The organism is Bacteroides helcogenes P 36-108 (assembly GCF_000186225.1).
GTDB classification, from domain to species: domain Bacteria; phylum Bacteroidota; class Bacteroidia; order Bacteroidales; family Bacteroidaceae; genus Bacteroides; species Bacteroides helcogenes.
Map to the genome: position 1 here is coordinate 928,412 of NC_014933.1, position 21,286 is coordinate 949,697.

The 21,286-nt window shown below is 45.0% G+C and carries 20 protein-coding genes; 7 read left to right on the top strand and 13 right to left on the bottom strand.

The window, feature by feature from the left end:
* Nucleotides 1-174 precede the first annotated feature (174 nt).
* From BACHE_RS17950 to BACHE_RS03515, 7 genes are all read right to left on the bottom strand, one after another.
* Nucleotides 175-1,662 (bottom strand): caspase family protein, encoded by a 1,488-nt coding sequence (locus BACHE_RS17950; RefSeq protein ID WP_013546325.1) that lies wholly within the window; start codon nucleotides 1,660-1,662, stop codon nucleotides 175-177.
* 20 nt (nucleotides 1,663-1,682) lie between these two features.
* On the bottom strand, nucleotides 1,683-2,228 hold the full coding sequence (locus tag BACHE_RS17715) for a hypothetical protein (protein ID WP_013546326.1): 546 nt from the start codon (nucleotides 2,226-2,228) through the stop codon (nucleotides 1,683-1,685).
* 19 nt (nucleotides 2,229-2,247) lie between these two features.
* Nucleotides 2,248-2,799 carry a LemA family protein gene (locus tag BACHE_RS03495; protein ID WP_013546327.1) on the bottom strand — a complete coding sequence of 184 codons (552 nt, stop codon included), beginning with the start codon at nucleotides 2,797-2,799 and terminating at the stop codon, nucleotides 2,248-2,250.
* A 58-nt stretch (nucleotides 2,800-2,857) separates the two neighbouring features.
* A complete protein-coding gene (locus BACHE_RS03500; RefSeq protein ID WP_013546328.1) occupies nucleotides 2,858-3,766 on the bottom strand; it encodes a DUF3137 domain-containing protein in 909 nt (302 codons plus the stop codon).
* Complete coding sequence (locus BACHE_RS03505) at nucleotides 3,753-4,256, bottom strand: hypothetical protein (RefSeq protein ID WP_013546329.1); 504 nt, start codon at nucleotides 4,254-4,256, stop codon at nucleotides 3,753-3,755. Before BACHE_RS03505 ends, BACHE_RS03500 begins: the two co-directional genes overlap by 14 nt.
* On the bottom strand, nucleotides 4,253-4,591 hold the full coding sequence (locus BACHE_RS03510; RefSeq protein WP_187289289.1) for a hypothetical protein: 339 nt from the start codon (nucleotides 4,589-4,591) through the stop codon (nucleotides 4,253-4,255). Before BACHE_RS03510 ends, BACHE_RS03505 begins: the two co-directional genes overlap by 4 nt.
* A 231-nt stretch (nucleotides 4,592-4,822) precedes the next feature.
* Nucleotides 4,823-6,601, bottom strand: coding sequence for a helix-turn-helix domain-containing protein (locus BACHE_RS03515; protein WP_013546331.1), 1,779 nt, complete (start codon nucleotides 6,599-6,601; stop codon nucleotides 4,823-4,825).
* A 222-nt stretch (nucleotides 6,602-6,823) separates the two neighbouring features.
* Here BACHE_RS03515 and BACHE_RS03520 point away from each other — a divergent pair, with 222 nt between their 5' ends.
* Nucleotides 6,824-7,483 carry a nitroreductase family protein gene (locus BACHE_RS03520; RefSeq protein WP_013546332.1) on the top strand — a complete coding sequence of 220 codons (660 nt, stop codon included), beginning with the start codon at nucleotides 6,824-6,826 and terminating at the stop codon, nucleotides 7,481-7,483.
* 79 nt (nucleotides 7,484-7,562) lie between these two features.
* Here the strand turns inward: BACHE_RS03520 and BACHE_RS03525 are convergent, their stop codons facing one another.
* Nucleotides 7,563-8,060, bottom strand: a complete 498-nt coding sequence (locus BACHE_RS03525) for an HU family DNA-binding protein (RefSeq protein ID WP_013546333.1) — start codon at nucleotides 8,058-8,060, stop codon at nucleotides 7,563-7,565.
* A gap of 465 nt (nucleotides 8,061-8,525) precedes the next feature.
* On the opposite strand from BACHE_RS03525, the gene BACHE_RS03530 reads away from it, so the two are divergent.
* Complete coding sequence (locus BACHE_RS03530; RefSeq protein ID WP_013546334.1) at nucleotides 8,526-8,894, top strand: winged helix-turn-helix transcriptional regulator; 369 nt, start codon at nucleotides 8,526-8,528, stop codon at nucleotides 8,892-8,894.
* A 44-nt stretch (nucleotides 8,895-8,938) separates the two neighbouring features.
* Here BACHE_RS03530 and BACHE_RS03535 read toward each other — a convergent pair whose 3' ends face one another.
* Together BACHE_RS03535 and BACHE_RS03540 are read right to left on the bottom strand one after the other, a co-directional pair.
* A complete protein-coding gene (locus BACHE_RS03535; RefSeq protein ID WP_041579619.1) occupies nucleotides 8,939-9,802 on the bottom strand; it encodes a hypothetical protein in 864 nt (287 codons plus the stop codon).
* A 43-nt stretch (nucleotides 9,803-9,845) separates the two neighbouring features.
* Complete coding sequence (locus BACHE_RS03540; protein ID WP_013546336.1) at nucleotides 9,846-10,748, bottom strand: DMT family transporter; 903 nt, start codon at nucleotides 10,746-10,748, stop codon at nucleotides 9,846-9,848.
* A gap of 129 nt (nucleotides 10,749-10,877) precedes the next feature.
* Here BACHE_RS03540 and leuS point away from each other — a divergent pair, with 129 nt between their 5' ends.
* Genes leuS through BACHE_RS03555 form a run of 3 tightly spaced genes read left to right on the top strand, consistent with a single transcriptional unit; the run spans nucleotide 10,878 to nucleotide 15,204 of the window.
* The gene (gene leuS / locus BACHE_RS03545) at nucleotides 10,878-13,715 is read left to right on the top strand and encodes a leucine--tRNA ligase (protein WP_013546337.1); all 2,838 of its coding nucleotides are present in this window, start codon (nucleotides 10,878-10,880) and stop codon (nucleotides 13,713-13,715) included.
* Nucleotides 13,716-13,720: 5 nt separating this feature from the next.
* The gene (locus BACHE_RS03550; protein ID WP_013546338.1) at nucleotides 13,721-14,623 is read left to right on the top strand and encodes a YitT family protein; all 903 of its coding nucleotides are present in this window, start codon (nucleotides 13,721-13,723) and stop codon (nucleotides 14,621-14,623) included.
* Nucleotides 14,624-14,625: 2 nt separating this feature from the next.
* Nucleotides 14,626-15,204 (top strand): non-canonical purine NTP diphosphatase, encoded by a 579-nt coding sequence (locus BACHE_RS03555; protein ID WP_013546339.1) that lies wholly within the window; start codon nucleotides 14,626-14,628, stop codon nucleotides 15,202-15,204.
* 39 nt (nucleotides 15,205-15,243) lie between these two features.
* On the opposite strand, the gene nadA is transcribed toward BACHE_RS03555, so the two are convergent.
* A complete protein-coding gene (gene nadA, locus BACHE_RS03560; RefSeq protein ID WP_013546340.1) occupies nucleotides 15,244-16,182 on the bottom strand; it encodes a quinolinate synthase NadA in 939 nt (312 codons plus the stop codon).
* A 543-nt stretch (nucleotides 16,183-16,725) separates the two neighbouring features.
* Here nadA and BACHE_RS03565 point away from each other — a divergent pair.
* Nucleotides 16,726-17,256 carry an RNA methyltransferase gene (locus BACHE_RS03565; RefSeq protein ID WP_041579165.1) on the top strand — a complete coding sequence of 177 codons (531 nt, stop codon included), beginning with the start codon at nucleotides 16,726-16,728 and terminating at the stop codon, nucleotides 17,254-17,256.
* A 246-nt stretch (nucleotides 17,257-17,502) separates the two neighbouring features.
* Entirely contained in the window at nucleotides 17,503-18,465 is a 963-nt protein-coding gene (locus BACHE_RS03570; protein WP_013546342.1) for a YitT family protein, read from the top strand.
* 120 nt (nucleotides 18,466-18,585) lie between these two features.
* Here BACHE_RS03570 and BACHE_RS03575 read toward each other — a convergent pair whose 3' ends face one another.
* Together BACHE_RS03575 and BACHE_RS03580 are read right to left on the bottom strand one after the other, a co-directional pair.
* Nucleotides 18,586-20,559 carry a sensor histidine kinase gene (locus BACHE_RS03575; RefSeq protein WP_013546343.1) on the bottom strand — a complete coding sequence of 658 codons (1,974 nt, stop codon included), beginning with the start codon at nucleotides 20,557-20,559 and terminating at the stop codon, nucleotides 18,586-18,588.
* A 90-nt stretch (nucleotides 20,560-20,649) separates the two neighbouring features.
* Nucleotides 20,650-21,267: a DUF4294 domain-containing protein gene (locus tag BACHE_RS03580; RefSeq protein ID WP_041579622.1), complete on the bottom strand. Its 618-nt coding sequence runs from the start codon at nucleotides 21,265-21,267 to the stop codon at nucleotides 20,650-20,652.
* Between the last annotated feature and the right edge of the window lie 19 nt (nucleotides 21,268-21,286).

Below are 21,286 nucleotides of genomic sequence, written 5' to 3' on the forward strand. Positions count from 1 at the left end.
GGAGTTAAGGAGTTAAGCCGATAGTCTTATGATTTATTACCTATTAACTATCATCTATCAACTGATACCAAGACTATCGGCCTCTAACTCCTCAGCCCGCTTGCGGGCGATAACTCCCTCTAACTCCTTCTAACTCCTTTAAAAAAGATAACTCCTTTAAAAAAGACAACTCCTTCAAAAAGATACTGCCACCTTCTTCAGCCCGTTCTGCGCCTCGGCATTGTTGCTGCTTCGTTGCAGGGCGTTCTTCAGCGTGTTGTCCACCACGGACTGCCAACTGACCGCACCCGTGCTCATGGCGCTGATTTCGCGGCGCAGGGACTGGATGAAGCTCAGCGTGAACATGCCTCCGGCGGCATCACACCAAGAATACTCGCCGGGGCTGGCGGCAGTGCTCAGCAACGAACCTTTGGCGTTGAAGAACAGTTCCGTCAGACGCTTGCGCGAGAAGTTGTTGTTGCCGCGGCTGAAGAGCGTGTTGCCCTCTAACGGACGGCGTTCGCCCAACTTGGAGTTGCAGCAGTCGCTCAGCACGATGTTGAGGCGGGCGCCTTTCTTGCAGATGGCGTTGTAAACGTCACTCAGAGCCACGTAGTTTCCCTCCAACGGCTGGTAGTCGTTGTTAGTGAGCGCCATCATGGGATAAGGGTCTTTCTGGTCGTCGAAGCGGAAGCCGTGTCCCGTGTAGAGGAAGACCACAATGTCGTTGGCGGAGGGACGCAGGGAGGATATCTGCTGTTGCAGGCCTTCCTTGGAGTAGCCCGCGCCCGTCACGTCGTATTCCTTGACACGGATGCCAATGGACTGGGCAATGCCTTTCATCTCGTTGCGGATGTTGTTGTAGTCCACGCGGCAGGCCTGGCCGATGTCCGCCACTTCGGTGTTGGCCACGATGAAGAGGTGCATCATGGGGCGGTCGCTGACGTTGCAGGTACTTCCAGCGGCAGACTGCTTCACGTCTCCATTCGTCTGTCCGCTTTGCTTGTTGCCGGAGGCTGCCGCCCCTGCATTGCCCGTCTGCGGGTTCTGTTTCTCCGCTTCCTGTATCTCTGCTTCATTCGCTGCTGCTAAGATGTAGTTGTGGATGCCCGTACCGTCGCCCAAATTGGCAATGGCAGCCTGCCTTTCGGTGTCGGCCGTCTTTTCGCCCTCCATAGCCTCGTTGCGCGCCTCGATTATCTGCTTGAAGAGGTCGCTCGCCGGGTCGATGAACTGCTCCAGATATTCGGGAGCCAATGCCTGCAAGCCCGCTTCCACAAAGCTCTTGGCACGCAGCCAGTCTTCCGGCTCTTCGTCCTCGTCCAAGGTGACGTAGGGCACAAGCTGTTGCTCTTCGCTCTCTTCCTTGTCCCACAGCCAGATGAAGATGGGGGTGTTGTCCTCCTCGCACGCCATCACTAAGTAGTCCTCCTCGTCCTTGTCGTTGCTCTCGGACACGTAGGCCAACTGGCGGAAAGTGAAATCGTTGCCATCCGTGGTGTGGCGGCGCAGGTAGAGGGTGCAGTTCTCTTCGTCGGTATAGAGCATGAGCCCGTAATTGTCGTAGCCCTGCTTGTCGGTGTATTGCACCTCGTAGAAGGTCTGCGCCATCAGTCCGCCGCCACAATGAGCCAGCAGCAGGAAGAGCAGCAGCAGTCCTTTTCTGATTGTATTCGTTTTCATTTGTAAGTCTCCTGTCTTTATTATCTTACTATTAAGTTTCCGGGGGGATGCAGTTTGATGGAGTCGAGCACGGTTTTCCCCTTCGCTTCCTGCCCGTCTGCGTTCTGTATCAGGATGAGGAATGCGTAGGCCGTGTCTATATTCTCCACGCACAAGGCGATGACATCAGAGTCGTATTCGTTCTTCCCTATGATTCCGCCTCCTTGCAGCGCTCCGTTCTCAAACTTGATGATTCGGGCTTCCGCCAAGTTCATGCCGCCGCGCAGGACGCATTCCACCACTTCCTTCCCCAACTCCTCGTCGGTGTAGGTGTAGCGGTCCAGCACCACCACGTCAAGATCCATGTCCGAGGCTTGCAGCTTCCAGTGCGTATCTGTACTCAACGTCTCGCGCATGGCCTGGGGCAAGTTGAAGGAGAGCCCGTAGGCTTCCCACACGGTAGTCTGTGCGGGGAGCACCCGCTCTTCCGGCTGCGCCTGCTCTTGCGCCAAGGCCGTGGAGGCGGAGGCACACAATATCAGCAGGGCGATGAAGAGCGTTCTTTGTCTGATAGATTTTCTACTCATAACATTTCCGTGTCAAGGGTTATTTGAACAAGTCTTTCACATTCACATTCGCCCGTTCCTCGGCAGGCGTTTCCAGCAGCAGGCGTGTCTTGAAACCGGCGGCGGAGGCCATGAGGTTGGAGGGGAAAGTCTGCACGGAGTTGTTGTAGTCCGTGACGGAGGCGTTGTAAGTGCGGCGTGCGGCGGCAAGCTGTTCCTCGGTCTCGTTGAGCGATCCCTGCAGATGCAGGAAGTTGGCCGAAGCCTTGAGGTCGGGGTATTGCTCCACCATCACGTTGAACGAACGTTGTACGCTGCGTATGTCGTAGTCCATCTTCACCTTTTCGTCCGTGGTGAGTTCGCTGTAGGCGCGGTTGCGCAGCTTCACCACCTCGGAGAGTACGCCCGCTTCGTGCTCGGCATACTGCTTCACGGTCTGCACCAGGTTGGGGATGAGGTCATAGCGCTTCTTCAGCATCACGTCGATGGTGGCAAAGGCGTTGTCGGCATGGTTGCGGCGGCGCACCAGACCATTGTAGGCAGCAATGAGATAAATGACAAGTACTGCCGCGATAATAATAGTTGCAATCATAATCTTCTTTTTTTCAAGGTTATTCAATTTTCGCCATTCGCAAGAATTGAGTCAGTCATTACTGTTTGCTCCAGATGCGGGTGTTCAGGTTCAGCTCCTCCACGATTCTGCCCAATCCCTGCAGCACCTCCAAGTCCTGCTGCACGCGTTCCAGCTTGAGAGGACTGAGGATTTTGGCCTCAAAGCGGTTCTTGCTGCTTTGAATCAGTATCAGAATCCAACTGTCGTAGAAGGCAATCTTCACCTTGTCCTCTCCACTGCTTTGGCGGATGCTCTCCGTCAGCTTCACAAAGCGTTCCTGCAAGGCGGGCGACAAGATGTAGCGCGCCTCCACTTCGTCGGTGGAATACACAGAGAACAGTTTCCCGAAAGCGGGGCTTTCCAACTTCACTTCCGGGTATTCGCTTTTAGACAGATGTCCCGGACGCTTGCTGCAGAGCAGCGTGATTCCCTTGAAATGCTTGTTGAAGTCGGCTTGGTATCCTATCCCCGAGAATTCGGTGTGTATCTGGTCCTCGTCGTCCGAGTCCTTCGTAACATACGAGTAGGATGCCTCACTGAAAACGAAGGCGGTCTTCCCAATCCTACCGGAGACACAGTCTTCGGACGAGCAGCGATCGGAGCTGTGCACATCGAAGAGGTGGCAGTTGCGGAAAGACTCGATACCTATTCCCCCTTCGGGCGAATAGGTGACTCCTTCGCCTAACGTGGCCACCAGGCGGGGCATTATCTCTGACTTATAGATGGCGCTCAGCAGCGAGCGTTTGTAGTAGAACATAGCCCAGATGCCGCAAGGCACGCAGATGACCATACAGATGACCATCGCCCCCACAAAGAGACCTACAAGCAGTCCAAGCCCCACGCCGATGGCCGCTCCCTGCCAGATGGCGGGGAAAATGGAAGCCCGGCGACGTTGCTCCATTTCGGCCAGTGTCGCCTCGATGGCGGCTGTATTATTCAATGACATCCGGATTGAATTCCAAGCTGTTGATAATAGTTCCGGCTGCTATGTCGCCTGCACCGTCCGCATAGGTCAGTGTCATGAGGAAAGCTACCTTGTCATTCTCCTTGGGCTGAATGACGCCCACTCCGAAAACCACGCCGTCTTCGTTCTTTCCGCTATAAATAACCATCTCCAGTGTCTTGTGGTCAAATTGGTCGGCTGTCATCTTGCCGAGGTCGAACCCGGCAGCGGCGGCTGTCTTCTTCATTCCTTCTGTCATCGCTTCGGCGGTCAGGCCTTCGGTCAGCATGGGATGTATGCTCAGTGAAACTAAATCTGATTGCAGGTGTAGAATGGTTTCATCGTGCTTCACGAGGTTCATGTCGCTGGGCACAGTGACACAGATACCCGTCTCGGTGGACTGAAAGTTAACAAACTCTTGTGCCGACAGCTTGGCGCTGCACGTAGCTGAAAACACCACTAAGGCAACAGCCATTTTTCTAATTACATTCATTGTTCTTTGTTTATTTGGTTAATACTATATTTCTCCATTTCCGTACTCAAATCCTCTTCATCGGGATTCTCACACCGTATCCAACGTTCCATCGAATGCATAGACAAGCTCTCAAGGAACAGTTTGTGCCCTATCGCAATGTGCATGTCGGCAAAAGCACGCACATACAACAAGGTATCATACGCCGATATACGTTTCAATACCGTATGTAGATGCATACAGCATTCTACACGATACTTCTCCAAAGACAAATCTCTGATCACCATCACCCAGAAAGTTAAGGGGTGTCTTTCAATCCGAGTTTCCTTTAGCTCAAATATATTATAGCGTTTCATGCCGACAAAAGTAGATGGATGCCCGGCAAAAGAGATTGCAAACAGTCACAGAATTATTGCAATCGGTCATAAATAGCGGTTATGGGACATTTGTCACCCCTATCAGGCAACATTTAAGACCCTTATGCGGCTTTTTTTTGAGAGGAAAAGAAAAAGCACCGACTCACACAGAATTTTAACTATAAAACCTGTGTGAGTCGGTGTAACCTGTGGCGCAGAACAGAATCTGCCTTAACTGATATATTTCTTGTATTCTTTGGGAGTCACTCCAAACCGCTTATTGAATACACGGTAAAATGAAGAATAAGTGCCGAACCCTGTCTGATCGGCTATCTGCGTCAATGCCACATCTGGAAATTCTTCCATTATAAACAAAGCGTCACGCAAACGGAATTCATTGATATAGTCCGACAGATTCATACCGGAACCGGCCATAACAACCGTTGCCAAATTATTCTTATTCATGCCGAAACGTTCCAGCAAGTCGGCACGGCTGAGGTCTGACCTGAGATATAGCTTTTCCTGACGCATCAAGTTGTCGATACGCGCAAAGAGTTTCAAGGAAGAAGCCGACACAGCACCATTATTTTCCGAAGCTTCCGGGCTGTCCGAAGTATCCGGACTACTGTCAGAGATTTCCGGTTTTTTATCCGGCCGGGCGGACTGCTTTTCCTGTTCCGCTTTCAGTTGCAGGGCGTATTGCTTGAGCTGTTCCAGCAAAACACTGTTCTTGGCAGAAAGGCGGCGGGAATAAACAATATACACGGCAAGAGCCATCAACAAAAACACTCCGCAAATGGAAGCAAGAATCAACTGGTTGCGGCGTGCCTCTTCCTTGCGGCGAAGGGTATCCACATCATACTGCGTCTGCAGTTCGGAAAGTTTCTTCTCGCTATTGGCATTCTGCACGGAATCCTTGGCCTGCATATAGAAATTGGAAAAATGATAAGCATCCTCCCATCGGTGAAGAGCGGCCAGCAGACGCATCTTATTCCCATAATAAACGTAAGGGGCGACATGGCAACGAGGAGCAATCGCAATCAGAGAATCACACCACGCCAATGCCTCTTCCTGCGCGCCAATGGCATCATGGTAATAATACTGCACACGCGCACGATAGAAATCGAACGGCACGGGTGTATCATTGGGATATTTCTCCATCAGGCTGCATACTTCTCCGTAATATCCGTCCAGCTCCTGGCGCGACAAATCCTTTCCTTTCTGAATGAGTCGCTCGTATGCCATGATAAGCGCACGGCGAGAGTAGAACGGACGTTCACGCATATCGGGCTCTTCGAGGAATCGCTTCACAAATAACAGATATTGCCGGGCATATTCCAAGCTCTCGCTGCTCAGCCCCAACAGGATTTGCCGGGTAAAGTGCGCCGCTTCACGGAATGGCTGCCTACGGCTTATGGCAAGTGCCTCGTCCATATATTCCACACAAGGTTTCAGCATAGTCTTGGCATTGCCCGACTTCTCGAAACTGGAGAGAATGCCAAGAGTATAAAGGATGCGCATGGCTTGATAGGGCTTTTGTCCGGCATCCAGCCTGATCTGCTCTTTGATTATGCGTTGGGACAGTTTGTCATGGTTCTCCCAGTCTTGCAAGTCCTGCATCATTTGCAGATACTCCAAGTTGCAATCGCTCAACGGCCCGTCGAAGCATTGCCTGCACCGTTCCTGCCACACCTTGACGGAGTCCGCCTGTCCTCTTCGCATCGCCCTCATCGCGAGGGGAATCAGCAGGTCGTCCATACTGTTGACATCGTGCATGCGGACAGCCGCCTGCCAGCAAGGATAAATATAAGTGGTGTCTCCCAATGACAAATCAATATCGCAGAGGTGGTTCAAGAGTTCGAGACGGCGGCGGCCATTATCTTCCGGGACTTTCTGCAACAGAGCCTCCAAACTGTCGCGCGAGTGTTTCAAATCAAATGCCCGCAATGGCGAAACACCGGAGAGTAAAAGTAAAGCCACGACAAATGACAAAAGTAGTTTCTGCTTCATGCTATATCACAAATGTTTGGTACATATTCAAAAAGAATATGTTTTAATGAATCGCAAATGTAACTATTTAATTGGCTTTCGCATTGTTTATAGCACAATTTTGATGCTAAAATAGATGAACTCACCCCATTATTACCATAAACCGGATGAGTTTGATATCACTTAGGTATTGACTATTGAAAGAAATACGCTATTTTTGTGACTTAATAAAAGAAACATACAATGAATATCGAAACAATCCGCCAGCGCCATTCTGTCCGTTCATACACGGACAAGCCGATAGATGCCCAAACCAAAACGGCTCTTTTAGAAGAAATTGCCGCATGCAACAAAGAAGGAGGATTATCCATCCAACTGGTTACGGAAGAACCGCAAGCTTTCAGTTGCCGCCTGGCAAAATACGGCAAGTTTTCCGGCGTACGGAACTACCTGCTACTTATCGGTGGAAAACACAAGGACGAAGCTTGCGGATATTATGGCGAACGCATAGTTCTCAAAGCCCAGACTTTGGGCTTGAACAGTTGTTGGGTAGGACTGACTTACAGCAAAGTGAAAGGCACATACTCCCTGCAAGACGGTGAAAAGATTTATCTGGCCATTGCATTGGGATATGGCTCCAACCAGGGGATTGCCCGAAAAAGTAAGTCCGTAGAAGCCGTCAGCCGCTGCAAGGGAGATATGCCCGAATGGTTCAGGAAAGGAGTTGAAGCAGCGCTTATGGCTCCTACGGCCATGAACCAACAAGCCTTCAGGCTTATATTGGAAGATAGCGGCAAAGTGCATGCAAAGGCCGGGCTTGCCGTGATGTCCAAGATAGATTTGGGTATTGTGAAATGCCATTTCGAAATCGGTTCGGGCAGAGACAGTTCTGTATGGAAATAACACCGCATAACAAAATAAGAGCCTCCCTCCTACATATTGTACAGAAAAGAGGCTCTTAGCCAATATACACTTCGGACTGTTAACCCAAAGGATTCTCATTTTCGTCAGCACCAGAACTGCCACCTGCATTTCCTCCTTCATCAGAAATGTCTTCGGTACTGTTAATGCGATCCACATCTTTCAGAACAAGTCCGTCCGAACGTGTAGCACCTGATGTAACAATGCGAATATCACTATTTGCACGGAAGCAAATGCGCAACGCCGTAATGTCATTGCTGGTAAACTTTTCCGCTGTATCTGTACCCTTACTCTGGGCTGCTAAAAAGAAATACCCCAATCCGTCAATATTGACAATGCGCCCAGCCAGCAATGTCTTCTTCAGATAGGAACGAAAATCTTTCAACACACTGTAACAAATTCCTTCAGTCACACCAGATATAGTACTTATATCTTTCGATACTTCCTTTAGTTTAGCCGGATTGCTGTACTTATAAGTGATAGTAGGATATACCCTTTTTACAGAAGTCTTGTCTGATAAATTGCTTAAACGATAGTGTTTGCGAAATAATACTGTCATAATGTTTTAGTTTTTAAAATTAATAAAATAAAGTCCGTGTTTCATATTCCTATAAGCTCGTCAGTCTATAAGAACTTGTTTTTATTTTGTGATCACGAAGCAAAGGTATAACAATAAAAATAATGATTTTCTCACTTTTATACAAGATAAATATTTTCAGAACGTATTTGTATATATAAAAGAAAAGCAACAACTGATTATCAAAAGATTAATAGATGAAAGGTTAAAAAATATTTCATAGTCTAAAATTAATATTCACAATGTACAGTTGAGATGGATTAGCAAGAAAAAGTGTTCTGAAGCAGGATTTTCTCCGACACCGGGAAAGGTGAGGTTCCTCGGTGTCGGAAGCAGCATTCCCCGGTGTCGGAGATAAGCTCTTTTAATATACATACCTCAGAGAATGCTTGCTCATCTAAGGCATGTTGGTTACTTTTGTAGCCTAATATTGTATATCAAATTATTATGGAGAGAATAATTACCCAAGAAAAGGTTTTTCCCGATTGCCCTATCCGCAATGTGCTGGCACGCATCAGTGACAAATGGTCTCTTCTGGTGCTCTATACCTTGCAGCAGTCTGCCGTGATGCGCTTCAATGCCCTTCAACGCCAGATACCGGACATTTCGCAGAAGATGCTGACCACCACTCTGCGCACATTGGAAGAAGATGGATTTGTCTGCCGGAAAGTATATGCCGAAGTACCTCCACGGGTGGAGTACAACCTTACGCCACGCGGTTTGTCGCTGCTGCCCTGCATAGACCATCTGTTGGGCTGGGCAGAGGAGAACATGGCGGCTATCCTGAAAGACAGAGAGAAAAAGACCCGGCATTGAAAATATCACAAGCAGATTTATCTACCACATAAACATAATTCATCTTATTTCATCAGTGTCGGAGAGCGTGTCGGAGCTATCGTTCCGCCTCCTTTGTCCTTGAAAACCACGTTACGAAGAATCTCGAAAAGTATTCCTCCCACATCCATCACTAACTTGAATTTGTCGAAGTCATAGGCAGGAATGACCACCGGAACCGTTTCCCAACGCCCCCGCATAGAGTTATAGTAACGCTGCACACCAACTTCCATATTAAAATGCTTGGAAACATCGAACAGCATGGTGGCTCCATAGCTGTGCGTGTTTATTCCATAAGTATTTCCAATGGCATACGAACCGAAAAATCTGAAAGCCATTCCAGCGGAAACCCGGTACGCCAACGCACCCGATGCAGTAAATGCCTGCCCGGTGATGTGAGACATATTTATCTTCATGGCATCCATACCGATCTGAAACTTCAGATTCTGTCCGATTGCTTGCTGATAGAACAGCAAAGCTTCATTAAAATGCCCGATACCCGTAATACTACTCTGTCCGCCCGAACCAAGCAAAGCTCCTCGACGAAATTGCATGATTGTACCATCCGTACCGTAATCTCCCCGGAAATGCGGAGAAAGGTCGATTTGATAGGGCATACAGAGAGAATTTTGTTCAATTCTGAATACAGATCCTTCCATTGATTGAAAGGCAGAAGAAAATGTATTTCCGGCAGAAAAGGGAAAAAGCATTCCGAAAGAAGCATCTCTCTGATAAATACGAGGCTCTCCGACCACCGGCTTTATCAGCAGCGTGTCATATACAAAGCGCGTACTGTCTTCCTGCGCAAAAAGTACTTGTACGTTTAAAAACAAGAGCAAAAACAAATAGAAACGAAGTTCGAGAGAAGAACAGTTTATCTTTCGCATCATAGGCATACCTCCTCTTTCTTAATGCATTGCACAAAGATACAAATTACTTTTTCCCCGCCAAATATACTCCTCCCAATATAAGTACGGCTCCTGACAATGCCACAGGCGTGAGATGTTCGCCAAGTAACAGGACAGAACCTGCCAATGTGAAAACCGGATTAAGATAGATGTAATTGGAAGCCTTTATCGTGCCCAGACGCTTCAATACCATATTCCACACTACAAAGCATATAAGTGAAGCCAACACGCCCAGAAAAAGAAGATTAAACAGTATAGCAGGCCGAAGCAACCTCTCTACATCGAACTGCCACGGATGAATGACAAAGAACGGAAGGATCGTCAATACCCCATAAAAAAACACTTTACGGGTGATAAACACCGTAGAATAACGATCGGTAATTTTCTTGATTATCAGACTGTAAAAAGCCCACATCAAAGCAGCGGACAAAGACAGCAAATCACCAAGCGGAGAAATTCTTAATACAAAATTTCCATTATATACCACCAAAGCCACACCCAGCAAAGCTATCAGCGAACCTGCCACCAACCAACGTGTGGCTTTCTCCTTTTTGTAAATCATCAAGGCAAGAATCGTAGTGAGTAGCGGAGCCGTACAAACAATGAACGACACGTTGCTTACCAACGTAATCCCTATTGCCGTATTTTCTGTAAGGAAATAGAATGAACCTCCCGTAATGCCACCTGCCAACAACCAGAACTCATCTTTCCAATTATCGGCAAAGAACTTGTGCGGAGAAATGAACCAAATCCCTACATATGCCACAAGGAAACGGATCAGAAAGATTTCTTGCGGCGAAAGTCCACTTTCTATCAGCACTTTTGTAGAAATGAACGTCAGTCCCCAAATGCCTACTGTGAGGACAGCGATGATGTGCCAAATATGATTCTTCATTCCATTCTTATTTTGGGTGACAAAGATAAGCATGTTTTTTAGTCAGTCACAACACAAATCTGAAAATAAACAGTTAACTTTGCACCGTTTATAAACCGGATACTAACCGGTTTTAACTATTGAATCAACAAAGTTTTCAACAATATACTAACAAATACCATTATGGAATACAATTTCAGGGAGATTGAAAAGAAATGGCAGAAGCGGTGGGTGGAGAACAAAACTTACCAAGTGACGGAAGACGAAACGAAACAGAAATACTATGTGCTGAACATGTTCCCCTACCCCAGTGGTGCGGGCTTGCACGTAGGTCACCCGTTGGGTTACATCGCTTCGGACATTTACGCCCGATACAAGCGCCTGCAAGGTTTCAATGTACTGAATCCTATGGGATACGATGCTTACGGACTTCCGGCAGAGCAATACGCCATCCAGACGGGACAGCATCCTGAAGTTACCACCAAAGCCAATATCAACCGCTACCGCGAACAATTGGACAAGATAGGTTTCTCTTTCGATTGGAACCGTGAAATACGAACCTGTGACCCGGAATATTATCACTGGACACAATGGGCTTTCCAGAAAATGTTCAACAGCTTTTATTGCAATACATGTGCATCGGCAAAACCCATCAGCCTTCTGACGGAACACTTTGCACAAAAAGGGACAGAAGGACTGGACGTGGCTTGCAGTGAAGAACTCTGTTTCACTGCCGAAGAATGGAAGGCCATGGGCGAAAAGCAACAACAGGAAATTCTAATGAACTACCGCATAGCCTATTTGGGTGAGACAATGGTAAACTGGTGTCCGCAATTAGGAACCGTACTTGCCAATGACGAAGTGGTGGACGGAGTAAGTGAACGCGGCGGTTTCCCCGTGATCCAGAAAAAGATGAGGCAGTGGTGTCTGCGTGTATCTGCCTATGCACAACGTTTGCTTGACGGGCTTGATACCATAGACTGGACCGAATCTCTGAAAGAGACTCAAAAAAACTGGATAGGCCGCAGCGAAGGTGCTGAAGTGCAGTTCAAAGTAAAGGACAGTGACCGGGAATTTACCATCTTCACCACCCGAGCAGATACCATGTTTGGCGTAACGTTCATGGTGTTGGCTCCCGAAAGCGAATTAGTACTTCAGTTGACAACTGACACACAAAAAGCAGATGTGGATGCTTATCTGGAACGCACTAAGAAACGTACGGAACGTGAACGCATTGCCGACCGAAGTGTTACCGGAGTATTTTCAGGAAGCTATGCCATCAACCCTTTCACCGGAGAAGCAGTGCCCATCTGGATCAGTGACTACGTATTGGCCGGATATGGAACAGGAGCCATCATGGCCGTACCTGCACACGACAGCCGTGACTACGCCTTTGCCAAACACTTCGGCTTGGAAATACGTCCTTTGGTAGAAGGATGTGATGTAAGCGAAGAAAGTTTTGATGCCAAAGAAGGCATCGTATGCAATTCTCCACGCAAAGGCGTTAAACCCTATTGTGACCTTTCACTGAACGGACTGACTATCAAGGAAGCCATAGCTGCCACCAAGGTATATGTGAAAGAACACAACTTGGGTCGCGTAAAAGTGAACTTCCGCCTGCGTGACGCTATATTCTCCCGCCAACGTTACTGGGGTGAACCATTTCCGGTTTACTACAAAGACAACATGCCTTACATGATAGATGAGAGCAGCCTGCCTTTGGAATTACCCGAAGTAGCTAAATTTCTGCCTACCGAAACAGGTGAACCTCCATTGGGACATGCCTTGAAATGGGCTTGGGACACAGCGAACAGATGTGTTGTTGATAACAGAAAGATAGACAATATTACCATCTTCCCGTTGGAACTCAATACAATGCCTGGCTTTGCAGGATCGAGTGCTTACTATCTGCGCTATATGGACCCGAACAACCACACTGCTTTGGTGGACAAAAAGGTTGATGAATATTGGCGGAATGTAGATCTCTATGTCGGCGGAACCGAACATGCCACCGGACACCTGATCTATTCACGTTTCTGGAACAAATTCCTGCACGACCTCGGTGTTTCCACGGTAGAAGAACCATTCAGAAAATTAGTGAACCAAGGTATGATTCAGGGACGAAGCAACTTTGTTTACCGAATCAAGGACACCAACACCTTCGTTTCACTTAACCTGAAAGACCAATATGACACTACCCCACTCCATGTGGACGTAAACATTGTATCAAACGATATTCTGGACACTGAAGCCTTCAAGGCTTGGCGTCCGGAATACAAAACAGCGGAATTCGTCCTTGAAGACGGCAAGTACGTATGCGGCTGGGCTGTGGAAAAGATGAGCAAATCCATGTTCAACGTTGTAAATCCTGACATGATCGTCGAGAAATATGGTGCGGACACACTCCGTATGTACGAAATGTTTCTCGGTCCGGTGGAGCAGTCAAAGCCCTGGGATACAAACGGCATAGACGGTGTACACCGTTTCATCAAAAAGTTCTGGAACCTGTTCTACGACCGCAATGATAACTGTCTCGTAACAGATGAACCGGCTACCAAAGAAGAACTGAAATCACTGCACAAACTTATCAAGAAGGTGACGGGGGACATTGAAACATTCTCTTACAACACCAGCATCAGTGCTTTCATGATTTGTGTAAACGAACTGTCAGGACTGAAATGCAGCAAGAAAGAGATACTGAACCAATTCATCATAGTGCTGGCTCCTTTTGCTCCCCACGTATGCGAAGAATTGTGGGAAATGCTTGGAAACCAAGGCAGTGTATGTGACTCACACTGGCCTGCCTGCAACGAAGAATATTTGGTGGAAAGCAGCGTCAACTACACTATTTCCTTCAACGGAAAAGCACGCTTTAATATGGAATTTCCGGCAGACGCGGCATCAGACACAATACAAACCACTGTATTGGCCGACGAACGCTCTGCCAAATGGATGGAAGGTAAAGCGGTGGCTAAAGTCATCGTTGTACCGAAGAAAATTGTAAACATTGTTGTAAAATAACAAATATGCAAATTACAAAACCAACCAAATCGGAAGTAATGAGAGAATTGAAAGATTATATCTTCATCACTCTCGGACTTATCAGTTACTCTCTTGGATGGGCAACTTTTCTCCTTCCCTACCAGATTACAACAGGAGGAACTACGGGTATCGGCGCCATAATCTACTATGCCACCGGCTTCCCTATCCAGTATTCCTATTTTATAATCAATGCTGTATTGATGACCTTCGCCATCAAAATTCTGGGACCGAAGTTCAGCATCAAGACTACCTATGCCATCTTCATGCTGACTTTTCTGCTATGGTTCTTCCAGTTGATAGTAAACGGCCCCAACGGAACACCACCACAGATTTTAGGTCCGGGACAAGACTTCATGGCCTGTCTGATAGGCGCAGTAATGTGTGGTCTTGGCTTGGGAGTGGTATTCAACTGCAACGGCAGCACAGGAGGCACTGATATTATAGCTGCCATCATCAATAAATACCATGATGTCACATTGGGACGCATGGTGATGGCCTGTGACGTGATTATCATCAGTTCTTGCTACTTCATATTCCATGACTGGCGAAGAGTTATATTCGGTTTCGTGACTCTTTTTGTAATCGGTTTTGTATTAGATTATATAGTCAACAGTGCACGTCAATCCGTACAGTTCTTTATCTTCTCCAAAGAATATGAGAAGATTGCCGACCGGATAACCAAGGAAACTCACCGCGGAGTGACCGTACTTGACGGAATAGGCTGGTACAGCAAACGTAACGTAAAAGTACTGGTAGTGCTGGCTTACAAGCGTCAATCTATCGAAATATTCAGAATGGTGAAAGATATAGATCCAAATGCCTTTATCTCCCAAAGTTCCGTCATCGGCGTGTATGGAGAAGGATTCGACAGATTAAAAGTAAAATGAATATGAAAAAGAAAATTGTATTTGCTACTAACAACACTCATAAACTGGAAGAGGTTTCGGCAATACTTGGAGATAAAATAGAACTCCTCAGCATGAAAGATATAAATTGTAAGGCCGATATCCCCGAAACAGCCGATACTCTCGAAGGAAATGCTTTAATAAAAGCCCGGTTTATCTTTGAAAATTATCATTCCGACTGCTTTGCAGACGATACCGGATTGGAAGTCGAAGCATTGGAAGGTGCTCCCGGAGTATATTCGGCACGCTATGCAGGTGACACACACAATTCGGAAGCAAACATGAAGAAACTGTTGCACGATATGGAAGGGATAGAAAACCGAAAAGCACAATTCCGTACTGTTTTTGCCCTGATTGTTGACGGAAAGGAACATTTGTTTGAAGGAACCGTTAAAGGTGAAATAGTTAAAAACAGAAAAGGCACTTCCGGCTTCGGCTATGATCCCATATTTGTCCCTGAAGGTTACACACAGACTTTTGCGGAGATGGGAAATGAACTGAAGAATAAAATAAGCCATCGGGCAGTGGCAACTAACAAGTTGTGCAAATTTCTGATGAAATAGCACAACTTGCTCTACCCCATTCATAGCCAAACAGATCCATCATAATCCCAACTTTGCAGATATTTCCAGCATCTTCTTAATCGGCCGCACTGCCTTTTCGGACACTTCAGTACTTACAACAATTTCAGGGAATTCATTCTTCAGGCAGTTATAAAGCTTCTCAAGCGTATTGAGGCGCATGAAACTGCATTCGTTGCAGGCACAAGTGCTATCGTTGGGAGGAGCCGGAATAAATGTTGTCTGCGGGCACTTTTTCTGCATTTCGTGCAAGATGCCCGATTCAGTGGCTACGATATAACTCTTTTCAGGATGAGTAACTGCATACTTCAACAATGCCGCTGTAGATCCTACTACATCGGCCAACTTCAAAACCGCACTTTTGCATTCGGGATGTGCCAATACAATGGCATCAGGATATTGACGTTTTATTTCAACAATCTTTTCAACCGAGAATTGTTCGTGTACATGGCACGCACCGTCCCATAATAACATCTGCCTTCCGGTGACGGAGTTGATATAATTACCCAAATTCCTGTCCGGTCCGAATATTATTTTCTCATCTTTGGGGAAGCTTTCCACAATCTGCCGGGCATTGGTGGAAGTTACTACAACATCGGTCACCGCCTTGACGGCCGCTGTCGTGTTGACGTATGATATCACCGTATATCCGGGATGCTCTTTGACAAACTGACCGAACTTATCAGCCGGACAACTGTCCGCCAACGAACAACCTGCCTCCATATCGGGAACAAGCACTTTCTTGTCCGGACAAAGTATTTTTGCCGTTTCGCCCATGAAGTGAACGCCGCACATTACAATAATCTCAGCCTCTGTCTTAGCTGCCCACTGTGCCAGTGCCAGACTGTCTCCTACGAAATCGGCTATGTCCTGTATCTCGCCTTTCTGATAGTAGTGTCCCAATATTACTGCATTCTTCTCCTTTTTCAGTTGTCTGATAGCTTCTATAAGATTATTCATAATTATATTTTTTATTTCTCTTCTTTCTTTAAAAATCTTTTGATAGTAATGATAGCCTGTTAATAGTGTGAACAAGTAAATACAATTTTTCTTGTCTATTAAGTTGTTAGTTCAAGGCAATACATTATTAATTTGTTATCAACTTTCGGTATTGAGAAATAATCATTGATAATAAGTCTTTTACTTCCCTGTTCTTCTTGTTCATTAACATCTTGTTGATAAACTGCAAAGTTAATAACTTTAGAGGGATTTGTTGCTGAAAGACTACTGAAAAATGTGTTTATATGCTCCTTGAAAGTTTATGGTAACTTATTTGTTTTGTTTGTAGTAGGGCTGTAATATATGTTTCAATGAATAATGCAAGTATTATTTTTGAAAATGTTTCCCTTACCTATTGACACGTTTTCAACGGTTATTAACCGGGATATAAACGGAAAGGAGTATCTTTGTGGCGAAATAATGGTTATTGTTTCATTTGACGGGTATGATTCCTTGTCGCATTGTTTTGCAATTGATTAAATAACAATTATATTGAGAAGTATTATGCGTAAACTGAAGATAACGGAGCTAAATCGTATCAGTGTAGAAGAATTTAAAGAAGCTGAAAAGTTGCCTTTGGTGGTTGTATTGGATAATATCCGCAGCCTTCATAACATAGGTTCCGTGTTTCGCACTTCGGACGCTTTTCGCATAGAATGTATTTATTTGTGCGGTATTACGGCTACTCCACCTCATCCTGAGATGCATAAGACGGCGCTTGGAGCTGAATTTACCGTAGATTGGAAGTATGTTGAAAACTCTGTTGAAGCTGTTGATAACCTCAAAAAAGAGGGTTATGTGGTCTATTCTGTAGAGCAGGCCGAGGGAAGTATTATGCTGGATGAATTGGCGTTGGACAAGGAGAAAAAGTATGCTGTGGTGATGGGAAATGAAGTAAAAGGTGTGCGGCAGGAAGTCATTGATCATTCCCATGGATGTATTGAGATACCTCAATACGGCACTAAGCATTCTTTGAATGTATCTGTTACGGCGGGTATTGTAATCTGGGATTTGTTTAAGAAGCTAAGGGACTGACAAACTTGTTGATAAACGATTATATGACTTTTCTTAGAAAGATAATTAACTGATGGTTAATATAGATATGAATATACTTATTTTACTGTAAATAAGTATGTTATATTGTTTATTATATTGGTATTAACAAGCTTTCTAACATAATATTAACAATATGTGGAAAGAAAAGAGTATTGGTTATTCGTTTATTTAGGATGATTATTTGTATTTTTGTTGCATATTTATATAAATCTGAGTTAATATAATATGAGAAAGACAATATCTTCGTGGATAGGCATTTTTGTGGGTTGTACCATTTTGGCAGCAGGTTTCGTTTATTTTATCAATCCCTACAACTTGGTTCCGGGCGGGGTATATGGAGCCAGTATTGTGCTTCATAATCTGTTTCCTTCCGTTCAGGTAGGTACATTCGGTTATATGTTCGACGTTCCCCTGCTTATAATATCAGTGTTGGTGCTTGGAGCAAAACTTGGTGCGCGCACTATTGTTGCTGCACTTTTCACTCCTCTTGCCATGAACATGCTTTCTATCCTCTCCTACCCTTCTAAGGAAGCGCTTCATCAGTTAGATCCTGCACAGTTGTTGGGAGGCTGCATGAATATGACAGATCATCTGATGTTGACTTCCATAATCGGTGCTGTGGTTATAGGCATTGGTTGTGGCATTGTGGTACGTAGCCGGGCTACTACGGGAGGTACGGATATTGTTGCGATGATATTGCAGAAGTATTGTCACATACGTTTTTCAAAGGCAATATTGTTGGTAGATGGCATTGTGGTGGGATTTGGATTGTTGGTTATCGGCTTTGGTATTGGGAATCCGGATGATGCCACCCAACCTTCATGGCACTTGTCTTTTTATTCACTTATTGCTATTTTTGTTACTTCAAGGGTATTGGCTTATGTGATCAACGGGGAGAAGAATGATAAATTGCTGTTTGTTATCAGTGATATGAGGCTCACTGCCCTGCATGATTATATCATTAAGGATTTGGATCGTACTGCAACGTGCATTAAGAGTAGCGGTCTTTATACAAAGGAAGACAAGGAAATGTTGTTTCTTGTGGTGAGCTATAAGGAAGTGGTGGGCATCAAACAGAAGATCAGAGAAGTTGATCCGAAAGCTTTTGTAGTAGTCACCGATGCTTATGATGCTTTTGGTGAGGGTTGGAAAGAACTTCCTATGGAGGGAGAACTCCAACCGGAATAAGAGAGAAATAAACAATTATTTATTCTGTTATCAACAGAGTAAATAATTTGTTATCAGTGTTTTAATGATATATTTATTCTGTTAGTAACATAGTTATCAACAGCTATATTATTAATAGAATCATGGTTTGTTTATATCTGTCGTTTCATGTTTATAAGGTAGTGTGAACATGAAACGTGCTCCTTTGGTATATTCAGGATCTATCCATATTCTGCCTCCTAAATTTTCTATGGTAATTTGACAGATTGAAAGTCCCAGACCGGTTCCTTGGGCGTATTCATCCAGTTTGTTGAAGCGTTCAAATACGACTTTCTGTTTTTCGGGTGGAATTCCGCATCCGGTATCAGTAACGGAAAATATCCATTCTTGGGACACGTTGTTCGGCTTTACCTCCAATATGATGGAGCCTTTTTGGGTAAATTTGACTGCGTTACCTATCAAGTTGATGAGGACTTGTTGCAGTCTTGTAGTATCGGTTTCGGCAATGATTGTAGGTGTGGAATGTTTGAAGCCCAGTTTTATCCCTTTGGCAATGTTGGTTTGAAATCCGGCTACGATATTTGCACAATGAGGAACCAGGTCTAATATCTGGAAGTTGAAATTCTGCCGTCCTGATTCCAGTCGTGAAAGATCAAGAATGTCATTAATCAGTTTCAATAATAAGTCTGAATTGTAAGAAATGATGTTTACGTATTCTTTTAAATTCTCATTCCCTCTTGTTTCTTCTTCCAGAATGGTTGCAAATCCTACTATGGAATTTAAAGGAGTGCGTATTTCGTGACTCATGTTCGATATGAAAGCAGATTTCAGTCGATTTCCTTCTTCTGCCTTTTCCTTTGCCAGACGCAGTTCATGTTCGGACTGCTGGAGACGTTTCTTATCTTCTATCAGATTGTTTTTCAACAGACGTATGTGCCAGGAATAACGAATAGAGACGATGAATCCGATAGTGAGCAATATAATGACCAGAAATATTAGCAGTAAGTACCATTTATAGGTTTCAAACGCTCTTTCCCATTCTGTTGTATCGTTGACATATTTGCTTTCTTCGGGCAACATTTCCTCTGAAAGTCCGAATTCTTTTACTTTTTGCATGTCAAAGCAGTATTCATTTGGGAAGCAAAGCGCATTTTTGGGTATGTTTTTTTCGGCCTTATCCAAGAATTGGTATATATATTCGGCAAGGCTTTCTCCTATATTTTCATAGTATTGCGGAATGGAACCTCCGATACTCCAATAACCTATACCTGTTCCTGTAAGGCTGAATACAGGAACTTTGCTGTTGGCTTTCTTGAAAAGATATTCGGAATTGTTCATGTAGATTACATTCTTTTTGTCAAATCTCCATATACACAGGATGGCTGCTGTGTTTTCGGGTAGATTTTTCATGGCTTGCAAAGCTTCTTCCAGGCTCATCTGGCTTCCGTCTATATAGATAGGAGTCATGTCGGGATAGTTATTTTCCAAGGTTTTTTTTACGATTCTCATTTCGCTCAGGCCGAGGTAAGTATTGTCGCTGATGACAGCTATGTTTCTTATCTTTGGAAAAAGATGGCGTATCAGCCTGTAATCTGAATCAATGTCATATTCATAATAGCGGAGAAACTTGACATTGAACCGATTCATCATCTTACGAAAATCGACAACTCCTTTGTAATCATCATCCTCTACTTGCAAACAGGGAATTTCATCACCTGTAAATGTGGCTCCATACCGTTGTCCCATGAGGCATCCAATGGGAATTTTTCTGTATTTCTCATCTGTCATCGATAAGTAGCATGCCCAGGCTTCCGGTCCGAGAAGAATGATAAACTTGGCGTTAGGATGTTTGTCAAGTATTGTATTCATGGCATTCTTCCATCTGTATCTGTCGTCCAAAGCTTGGCAAGCAAGAGATTCTACTACGGGCGAGTATTTTCCGTTCAGTCGCAGATATGCATTTACAAAGGATGTAATATGGTTGAAAGCATACCTGCTTTCATAATTATAAGAGCTTATAATCAATATCTCATCTTTTGTCATTTCGTGTTGCGCATACACGGAAGAATGGAGGCAAAGACAAATGAAGATAAGTAACTTTAGAGTATGCTTCATGATGTTATTTCTATTCGTGATTGACAAAAATAAGGATTAATATTTAAATACCGGGAAAGAAAATGATTAAATATGTCAATGAAGTTGATATTACAACTGACCGCTTTCCACCATCAGTATTACCCGTTCCGTCAGCATATCATCTCCCATAGGATTGTACTGTTTCTTCAGGCTGGCTCCGAACAGTGCGGCGAAGGTTTGATAAAAACCTGCTTTGAAAGGCCCCATAAAGGCTTTTACAAGTTCATATCCGGTAGAATTGGTCTGACGGTCCACCAATTTGATCAGTAGTTTTCCTTGGGCGAAGGAGAGCTTCTTCAATTGTGGGGTGTATTGTTCTTTCAGTCCTTTTTCCACAGCTTTGATGTGGCGTTGTCGGGCCTTTTCGCCCGGCAGGGTCATCATATACTCATAGGTTTCGATGACGGCACGGTTTATTTCTTTGGACAGTGGCAGCACTTTCTTCACATCACGGATGAGCTTGGTGTATTTTGCCATTTCCCGTTTGTTCTTGAACTTGAGTGGCTTGAATATATAAACAGTGGGCAAAGCATAGTAGGGGATAGTATCTCCTTCGTAAACGCACATGGGAACTAAATAAATATTCTTTTGTGTGCCGGGTTGCTTGGATTGCTGCTGGGCACGGCACACTATGTTTCCGGAAAGTAGAAATATAATGAGTATTACTATGTTAAGCCTTGCGTTCATGCTGCAAAAGTACATGATT

What these genes read in the sequence shown, in the direction of transcription:
- BACHE_RS03570 (WP_013546342.1), top strand. Translation starts at nt 17,503, where the DNA reads ATGAGAAAGACAATATCTTCGTGGATAGGCATTTTTGTGGGTTGTACC.
- BACHE_RS17950 (WP_013546325.1), bottom strand. Translation starts at nt 1,662, where the DNA reads ATGAAAACGAATACAATCAGAAAAGGACTGCTGCTGCTCTTCCTGCTG.
- BACHE_RS03580 (WP_041579622.1), bottom strand. Translation starts at nt 21,267, where the DNA reads ATGAACGCAAGGCTTAACATAGTAATACTCATTATATTTCTACTTTCC.
- BACHE_RS03510 (WP_187289289.1), bottom strand. Translation starts at nt 4,591, where the DNA reads ATGAAACGCTATAATATATTTGAGCTAAAGGAAACTCGGATTGAAAGA.
- BACHE_RS03500 (WP_013546328.1), bottom strand. Translation starts at nt 3,766, where the DNA reads ATGTCATTGAATAATACAGCCGCCATCGAGGCGACACTGGCCGAAATG.
- nadA (WP_013546340.1), bottom strand. Translation starts at nt 16,182, where the DNA reads ATGAATAATCTTATAGAAGCTATCAGACAACTGAAAAAGGAGAAGAAT.
- leuS (WP_013546337.1), top strand. Translation starts at nt 10,878, where the DNA reads ATGGAATACAATTTCAGGGAGATTGAAAAGAAATGGCAGAAGCGGTGG.
- BACHE_RS03550 (WP_013546338.1), top strand. Translation starts at nt 13,721, where the DNA reads ATGCAAATTACAAAACCAACCAAATCGGAAGTAATGAGAGAATTGAAA.
- BACHE_RS03555 (WP_013546339.1), top strand. Translation starts at nt 14,626, where the DNA reads ATGAAAAAGAAAATTGTATTTGCTACTAACAACACTCATAAACTGGAA.
- BACHE_RS03575 (WP_013546343.1), bottom strand. Translation starts at nt 20,559, where the DNA reads ATGAAGCATACTCTAAAGTTACTTATCTTCATTTGTCTTTGCCTCCAT.
- BACHE_RS17715 (WP_013546326.1), bottom strand. Translation starts at nt 2,228, where the DNA reads ATGAGTAGAAAATCTATCAGACAAAGAACGCTCTTCATCGCCCTGCTG.
- BACHE_RS03535 (WP_041579619.1), bottom strand. Translation starts at nt 9,802, where the DNA reads ATGATGCGAAAGATAAACTGTTCTTCTCTCGAACTTCGTTTCTATTTG.
- BACHE_RS03495 (WP_013546327.1), bottom strand. Translation starts at nt 2,799, where the DNA reads ATGATTGCAACTATTATTATCGCGGCAGTACTTGTCATTTATCTCATT.
- BACHE_RS03520 (WP_013546332.1), top strand. Translation starts at nt 6,824, where the DNA reads ATGAATATCGAAACAATCCGCCAGCGCCATTCTGTCCGTTCATACACG.
- BACHE_RS03540 (WP_013546336.1), bottom strand. Translation starts at nt 10,748, where the DNA reads ATGCTTATCTTTGTCACCCAAAATAAGAATGGAATGAAGAATCATATT.
- BACHE_RS03565 (WP_041579165.1), top strand. Translation starts at nt 16,726, where the DNA reads ATGCGTAAACTGAAGATAACGGAGCTAAATCGTATCAGTGTAGAAGAA.
- BACHE_RS03515 (WP_013546331.1), bottom strand. Translation starts at nt 6,601, where the DNA reads ATGAAGCAGAAACTACTTTTGTCATTTGTCGTGGCTTTACTTTTACTC.
- BACHE_RS03530 (WP_013546334.1), top strand. Translation starts at nt 8,526, where the DNA reads ATGGAGAGAATAATTACCCAAGAAAAGGTTTTTCCCGATTGCCCTATC.
- BACHE_RS03505 (WP_013546329.1), bottom strand. Translation starts at nt 4,256, where the DNA reads ATGAATGTAATTAGAAAAATGGCTGTTGCCTTAGTGGTGTTTTCAGCT.
- BACHE_RS03525 (WP_013546333.1), bottom strand. Translation starts at nt 8,060, where the DNA reads ATGACAGTATTATTTCGCAAACACTATCGTTTAAGCAATTTATCAGAC.